The sequence below is a fragment of the Sphingomonas sp. genome (assembly GCF_042096255.1).
Lineage (GTDB): Bacteria > Pseudomonadota > Alphaproteobacteria > Sphingomonadales > Sphingomonadaceae > Sphingomonas.
Genome location: NZ_JBELLZ010000151.1, coordinates 1 through 5,081, shown reverse-complemented (window position 1 = coordinate 5,081; position 5,081 = coordinate 1). Strand labels below are relative to the sequence as shown.

At 64.4% G+C, this 5,081-nt stretch carries 7 protein-coding genes; all 7 read right to left on the bottom strand.

Translation table 11 applies throughout. The features are described from left to right. Positions 1–128 precede the first annotated feature (128 nt). A complete protein-coding gene (locus tag ACFDTH_RS17320; protein ID WP_042469218.1) occupies positions 129–896 on the bottom strand; it encodes a hypothetical protein in 768 nt (255 codons plus the stop codon). Between the two features lie 261 nt (positions 897–1,157). Then, positions 1,158–1,427, bottom strand: a complete 270-nt coding sequence (locus tag ACFDTH_RS17315) for an HU family DNA-binding protein (protein WP_042469217.1) — start codon at positions 1,425–1,427, stop codon at positions 1,158–1,160. Positions 1,428–1,634: 207 nt separating this feature from the next. Beyond that, positions 1,635–2,411 carry an arsenical resistance protein ArsH gene (arsH, locus tag ACFDTH_RS17310; RefSeq protein ID WP_042469215.1) on the bottom strand — a complete coding sequence of 259 codons (777 nt, stop codon included), beginning with the start codon at positions 2,409–2,411 and terminating at the stop codon, positions 1,635–1,637. After that, entirely contained in the window at positions 2,411–2,845 is a 435-nt protein-coding gene (gene arsN2, locus ACFDTH_RS17305) for an arsenic resistance N-acetyltransferase ArsN2 (protein WP_042469214.1), read from the bottom strand. The genes arsH and arsN2 overlap by 1 nt, the downstream gene beginning before the upstream one ends. Next, entirely contained in the window at positions 2,842–4,128 is a 1,287-nt protein-coding gene (locus ACFDTH_RS17300) for an arsenic transporter (RefSeq protein WP_042469213.1), read from the bottom strand. Before ACFDTH_RS17300 ends, arsN2 begins: the two co-directional genes overlap by 4 nt. Continuing rightward, positions 4,128–4,556, bottom strand: a complete 429-nt coding sequence (gene arsC / locus ACFDTH_RS17295; RefSeq protein WP_042469211.1) for an arsenate reductase (glutaredoxin) — start codon at positions 4,554–4,556, stop codon at positions 4,128–4,130. Before arsC ends, ACFDTH_RS17300 begins: the two co-directional genes overlap by 1 nt. Before the next feature lie 11 nt (positions 4,557–4,567). Then, the gene (locus ACFDTH_RS17290; RefSeq protein ID WP_042469209.1) at positions 4,568–4,900 is read right to left on the bottom strand and encodes a helix-turn-helix transcriptional regulator; all 333 of its coding nucleotides are present in this window, start codon (positions 4,898–4,900) and stop codon (positions 4,568–4,570) included. Between the last annotated feature and the right edge of the window lie 181 nt (positions 4,901–5,081).

The window sequence follows — 5,081 nt, the reverse complement described above, 5'->3', positions numbered from 1 at the left end:
TGAGGCGCCGCTGAGCCGTTACGCTCGCAGTCCGATAAGATAGATTATGTTAAATGCAGAGCTTTTTGGATTTAGACTTTATGGATGGAGACAGGTCTGACGGACGTCTGACGATCTCGAACGCCGCGTTATGAACCCGCGTCTTCAGCCTCGATTGCCGCAACATCCATGTCTGGCGCCCGTACTACCTCAAGCGCGACGTTGGCGATCTCGACCGCGGTGATCTGAAGCTGCGTGATCGGCGTCGACGGCGCGTCCACACGCTCGAGGCCGTTCTCAGATATCTTGACGAGGAATCGGTCGACGTCGTTCAGGACGACGAACCTGATCGATTGTTCCTCGTCCAGCGCGAGCTGCTGGACGGTGCCCTCGTATGCGATCGTGAAGCACTCGTGGCTCGTCTTTGTCAGCACATAGGCGACGACAAACGAGTCTCCCTTCTTGACCGCTTGGACGGCCGGGTTGAGCCAGCCGAACGCGATCGCGTCGGTCTTCCCGCTAACTGCTTCCCGCTGCACCAACCAGTGCGCGATCGAGCCCGTCGCGGCTCCGATGAGGAGCATCGCGAAAAGCCACATTTCCAGCGCGAGGTCGGACGCATCGCGTGCCCCAGCGCCGCCGCGGGCGAGCGCGCGATAGATATTTGGATCGAAGCCGGGGTCGAAACAGACGCTTGTCGCCCGGCACCATGCCGCCTGGGCGGCGAAGAAGCCGGTTCCCAGAAGGTGCCCTGCGATGGTGCCGAACACCACGATGAACAGCGTCACCGTAGAGTTCGGCCGGTCCGGGGTTGGGCTGAGGAAATCGGTGCGCTCGCCGACGCGCCACCCTGCCCAGAAGCAGAGCCCCAGGAAAAGCAGCAGCAGTGCGAGGAACAGCGAGTAGCTGAACGTCACGGCCGTTACGCCGTGGCGGGAACCGCTACATCCTTGCTGTCGCGGTCACCGCCAGCGCTTGGATCGACCACATATACGCCGTTCTCGACGCGCGAGGCCTGACGCACGGCCGCCCACGTGCCGAACCTCCCCTTCACCTGCCGGGCCAGCCGCATAGATTTGGCAGTGTTCACGCGCCTGTCATTCTCCAACGCCTTAGATAGCGAATAATTCGTGAACATCCAACACGTGGCCGGGCGACGCCGGCCGGTGCTGTCGAGCCTACAGTCGGTCCTTAAGCGCCTTGGCCGGCGTGAATGTGATTTTCTTCGACGCCGCGATCGTGATCGCCTCGCCGGTCGACGGATTGCGCCCGGAGCGCTCGGGCGTGTCCTTCACCTTGAATTTGCCGAAGCCGGGAAGCGATATCTCCTCACCCTTGGCGGCCGCCTCCGCGATACCCTCGAGGAGCCCAGCCATGACCTCGAGGGCCTGCTTCTCGGTGACGCCCCGCTTGGCGGCAACGTCCTTGGCCAGATCCTTGGTGTTCATCGTCAAGCACGCTCCCCTTCATCTGTCGCTGTAGCGACCTGAAGCGATAATCGCGTCAGCGCAAGACAGGTAGCGCTCGACGATCCAGCTGACGCCTGGGGAGGCCGGCCACGCAGGTTGAAACCCGTAGGTTTCTCAAAGCGCAGAGCACAAGCCGGATTAGCCGGCGGGACCACATTAGCGTGGCTCGCTTCGGCAAACGTCGCATCAGCCGCCTGCCTTGACGGCGTGCCGGCCACGCGGTTTGGCCGCAATCGCTATGCTCGACAGATCGGTCGCGCGGTCGATTGGCACGCCCGCCGCTTTCCGCTCTGAGTAGCGATCAACAAGCTGAACCGCGTGCGGGCGCAGCAGCACCGTGAACCGCACCAGTTCCTCCATCATATCCACGATCCGGTCATAGTAGCTGGACGCCTTCATGCGCCCCGCGTCATCAAACTCGTTGAACGCCTTGGCAACGCTCGATTGGTTCGGGATCGTGATCATTCGCATCCAGCGACCCAGCACGCGCAGCGTGTTGACGCTGTTGAACGATTGCGATCCGGCCGACACCTGCATGACCGCCAGCGTGCGCCCCTGTGTCGGACGCATCCCGCCCATAGAAAGCGGCAGATGATCGATTTGAAGCTTCATAATGCTCGTGATCTGGCCATGCCGCTCCGGGCTGCACCACACCTGCCCTTCCGACCATAAGGACAGCTCGCGCAGCTCGTGGACGGCCGGATGGTCGTCGCCAGCATGTTGGTCAGGCAGCGGCAGGGTCGATGGATCAAAGATGCGCGTCTCGCAGCCGAAGAACCGGAGCAGGCGTGCCGCTTCCTCAACGCACAGCCGGGAGAAGGACCGTTCGCGCAGCGAACCGTAGAGCAGAAGGATACGCGGCGCGGGATCGAGCGGGCCGAGCCTCACGGCGGGTCGCTGGATGGCATAGGCCGGATCGAGCGCCGGCATGATATTGGGATCGGCGAGCGTGCGGAGCGGCATCAGAGGGCTTTCACGAGGTAGGCGGCCGACGCGGGGCACAGTGCGGTGAATTCGCGCGATGCGGCGATGGCCGAGGGAGCAGCGCCGCGATCGGCATCGGCATAGCCGAGCGCCCGGAAGAATGGTGCGGCCGTGGTCGTCAGGAGGTGCAGGCGCTCCACCCCGAGGTCGTGCGCCTGTCGTTCGAGGGCGGCGACCAACACCCGCCCGAGGCCATGTCGACGTCGATCGGGGACGACGACGATCGAGCGGAGCAAGCGGTCGGACCCTTCTCCCTCGAGCCCACCGAAACCGACGAGGCTATCGGCCTCAATCCGGATGATCAGGCGGCCGGGATCGGCGATATCGGCACTCGGCAGGTCCGCGGCATCGAGCAATTGTGCCAAGCCAGCCAGACCGGCAGGTTCGAGCAACGTGGCGACCGTTCTGGTCATGCGATGCTAATCCTGATTGCAAGCGCCGCGAGCGTGATGAGCAGCACCGGTACGGTGAGCGTGACGCCGACACGGAAGTAATAGCCCCATCCGATCCGCACGCCCTTTTGCCCGAGGACATGGAGCCAGAGCAGCGTCGCGAGTGAGCCGATCGGCGTCAGCTTGGGGCCGAGATCGCAGCCGATCACATTGGCGTAGATCATCGCTTCCTTGATCGCGCCGCTCGCGTGCGTGGCGTCGATCGAGAGCGCGCCCACCAGCACCGTCGGCATATTGTTCATAACCGACGACAGGACCGCTGCGATGACGCCCGTTCCTAGCGCCGCGCCCCACACGCCGCCTTGCGCGGTGCGATCCAGCAGTGCTGCCAGATGGTCGGTCAGGCCGGCGTTTCGCAGGCCATAGACGACCAGGTACATGCCGAGCGAGAAGATCACGACCTGCCAGGGTGCGCCGCGCAGCACCTTGGCCGTTGGGATCACATGGCCTCGCCCCGCGATCACCAGCAGCAGGATCGCGCCGGCAGCGGCGACGGCGCTGACAGGGACGCCGAGCGGTTCGAGCAGGAAGAAGCCGGCGAGCAGCAGTGCAAGAACGATCCAGCCCGCGCGGAATGTCGCGGCATCGCGGATCGCGTCACGCGGCGCGCGCAGCGCGCCTACGTCATAATCCGCCGGTATGTCGCGCCGGAAGAACAGCAGCAGCGCGCCAAGCGTCGCTGCGATCGACACCAGGTCGACCGGCACCATCACGGACGCATAGTCGCCGAACCCGATCCGGAAGAAGTCGGCCGACACGATGTTGACGAGGTTCGACACGACCAGCGGTAGGCTGGCGGTGTCGGCGATGAACCCCGCCGCCATGACGAACGCCAGCGTCGCCTTGTCGTTGAAGCCCAGCGCCCGCAGCATGGCGATGACGATCGGCGTCAGGATCAGCGCCGCGCCGTCGTTGGCGAACAGCGCGGACACCGCCGCACCGAGCAGCACGATCAGAACGAACAGCCGGCGACCATGCCCCCTCCCCCAGCGCGCGACATGGAGCGCCGCCCATTCGAAGAATCCGGTTTCATCGAGGAGTAGGCTGATAACGATGATCGCGACGAACGCGGCTGTTGCGTTCCAGACGATGCCCCACACCACCGGCACGTCGGACAGCGTGACGACGCCTGCAAGCAGCGCCACGACGGCCCCGCCCATCGCGCTCCACCCGATCCCGAGGCCTTTGGGTTGCCAGATGACGAGCGCGATCGTCGCAACGAAGATCAGGACAGCAAGGAGCATCAGGCGACGCGCTGGCCCGATGCGTCCACCACTTGCTCGCCGTCTTCCTTTGCGAACGCTCCGAGCTGATTGGTCGGCAGCAGGTCGAGCACGGCTTCGGAGGGCCGGCAGAGCTTCACGCCGAGCGGCGATACGACCAGCGGCCGGTTGATGAGGATCGGATGCGCCATCATCGCGTCCACCAGCGCGTCGTCGGATAGCGACGTGTCGCCCAAGCCCAACTCCGCATAGGGCGTCCCCTTCTCGCGCAGCAGTTCGCGGGGTGTCATGCAGGCGCGATCGATCAGCTCGACCAGCAACGCGCGGGCTGGAGGGGTTTTCAGATACTCGACCACGTGCGGCTCGATGCCGGCGTTGCGAATAAGGCCGAGCGTGTTGCGCGACGTGCCGCACTCGGGGTTGTGATAGACGACGACATCGACGGCCACAGGGCGTCCTTTCAGCAGCAGGGGGTGAGTTCGGCGACGAGCGGCGCGCACAGCTCCGCATTGCCGGCGCAGCAGTCCTTGACGAGGAACAGCGTCAGCGCGCGCAGGCCGTCCAGATCGACACGGTAGATGATCGAGCGGCTATGCCGTGCGGAGCGGACCAGGCCAGCGCGGGCGAGGATGCCGAGGTGCGCCGACAGGGTGTTCTGCGGCACGTCGAGCTGACGCGCGATATCGCCGGCAGCCAAACCATCCGGTTCGTGCCGTACCAAGAGGCGGAACGTGTCAAGGCGCGTTCCTTGTGCAAGAGCACCCAGCGCCGAGATGGCATCCTCGTTTTCCATATATCCAGCATAATGGATATGCTTGGTGTGTCCAGCCCCGTATACCCTGCCTTACCGGTCGTTGGCCGGGATGGTTGGGGCCAGGGCTTGGTTGATGCGACAAGCAGCGACCCTGTTGCGGCTACCAGGCGTCACCTCAAGGTTTGTTCGCCAGACAACGATTTCTCGGACATAAGCGGAA

Excerpts from the sequence above, each read along its gene's own strand:
- ACFDTH_RS17315 (WP_042469217.1), bottom strand. The coding sequence starts at position 1,427 with ATGAACACCAAGGATCTGGCCAAGGACGTTGCCGCCAAGCGGGGCGTC.
- arsH (WP_042469215.1), bottom strand. The coding sequence starts at position 2,411 with ATGCCGCTCCGCACGCTCGCCGATCCCAATATCATGCCGGCGCTCGAT.
- arsN2 (WP_042469214.1), bottom strand. The coding sequence starts at position 2,845 with ATGACCAGAACGGTCGCCACGTTGCTCGAACCTGCCGGTCTGGCTGGC.
- ACFDTH_RS17300 (WP_042469213.1), bottom strand. The coding sequence starts at position 4,128 with ATGCTCCTTGCTGTCCTGATCTTCGTTGCGACGATCGCGCTCGTCATC.
- ACFDTH_RS17290 (WP_042469209.1), bottom strand. The coding sequence starts at position 4,900 with ATGGAAAACGAGGATGCCATCTCGGCGCTGGGTGCTCTTGCACAAGGA.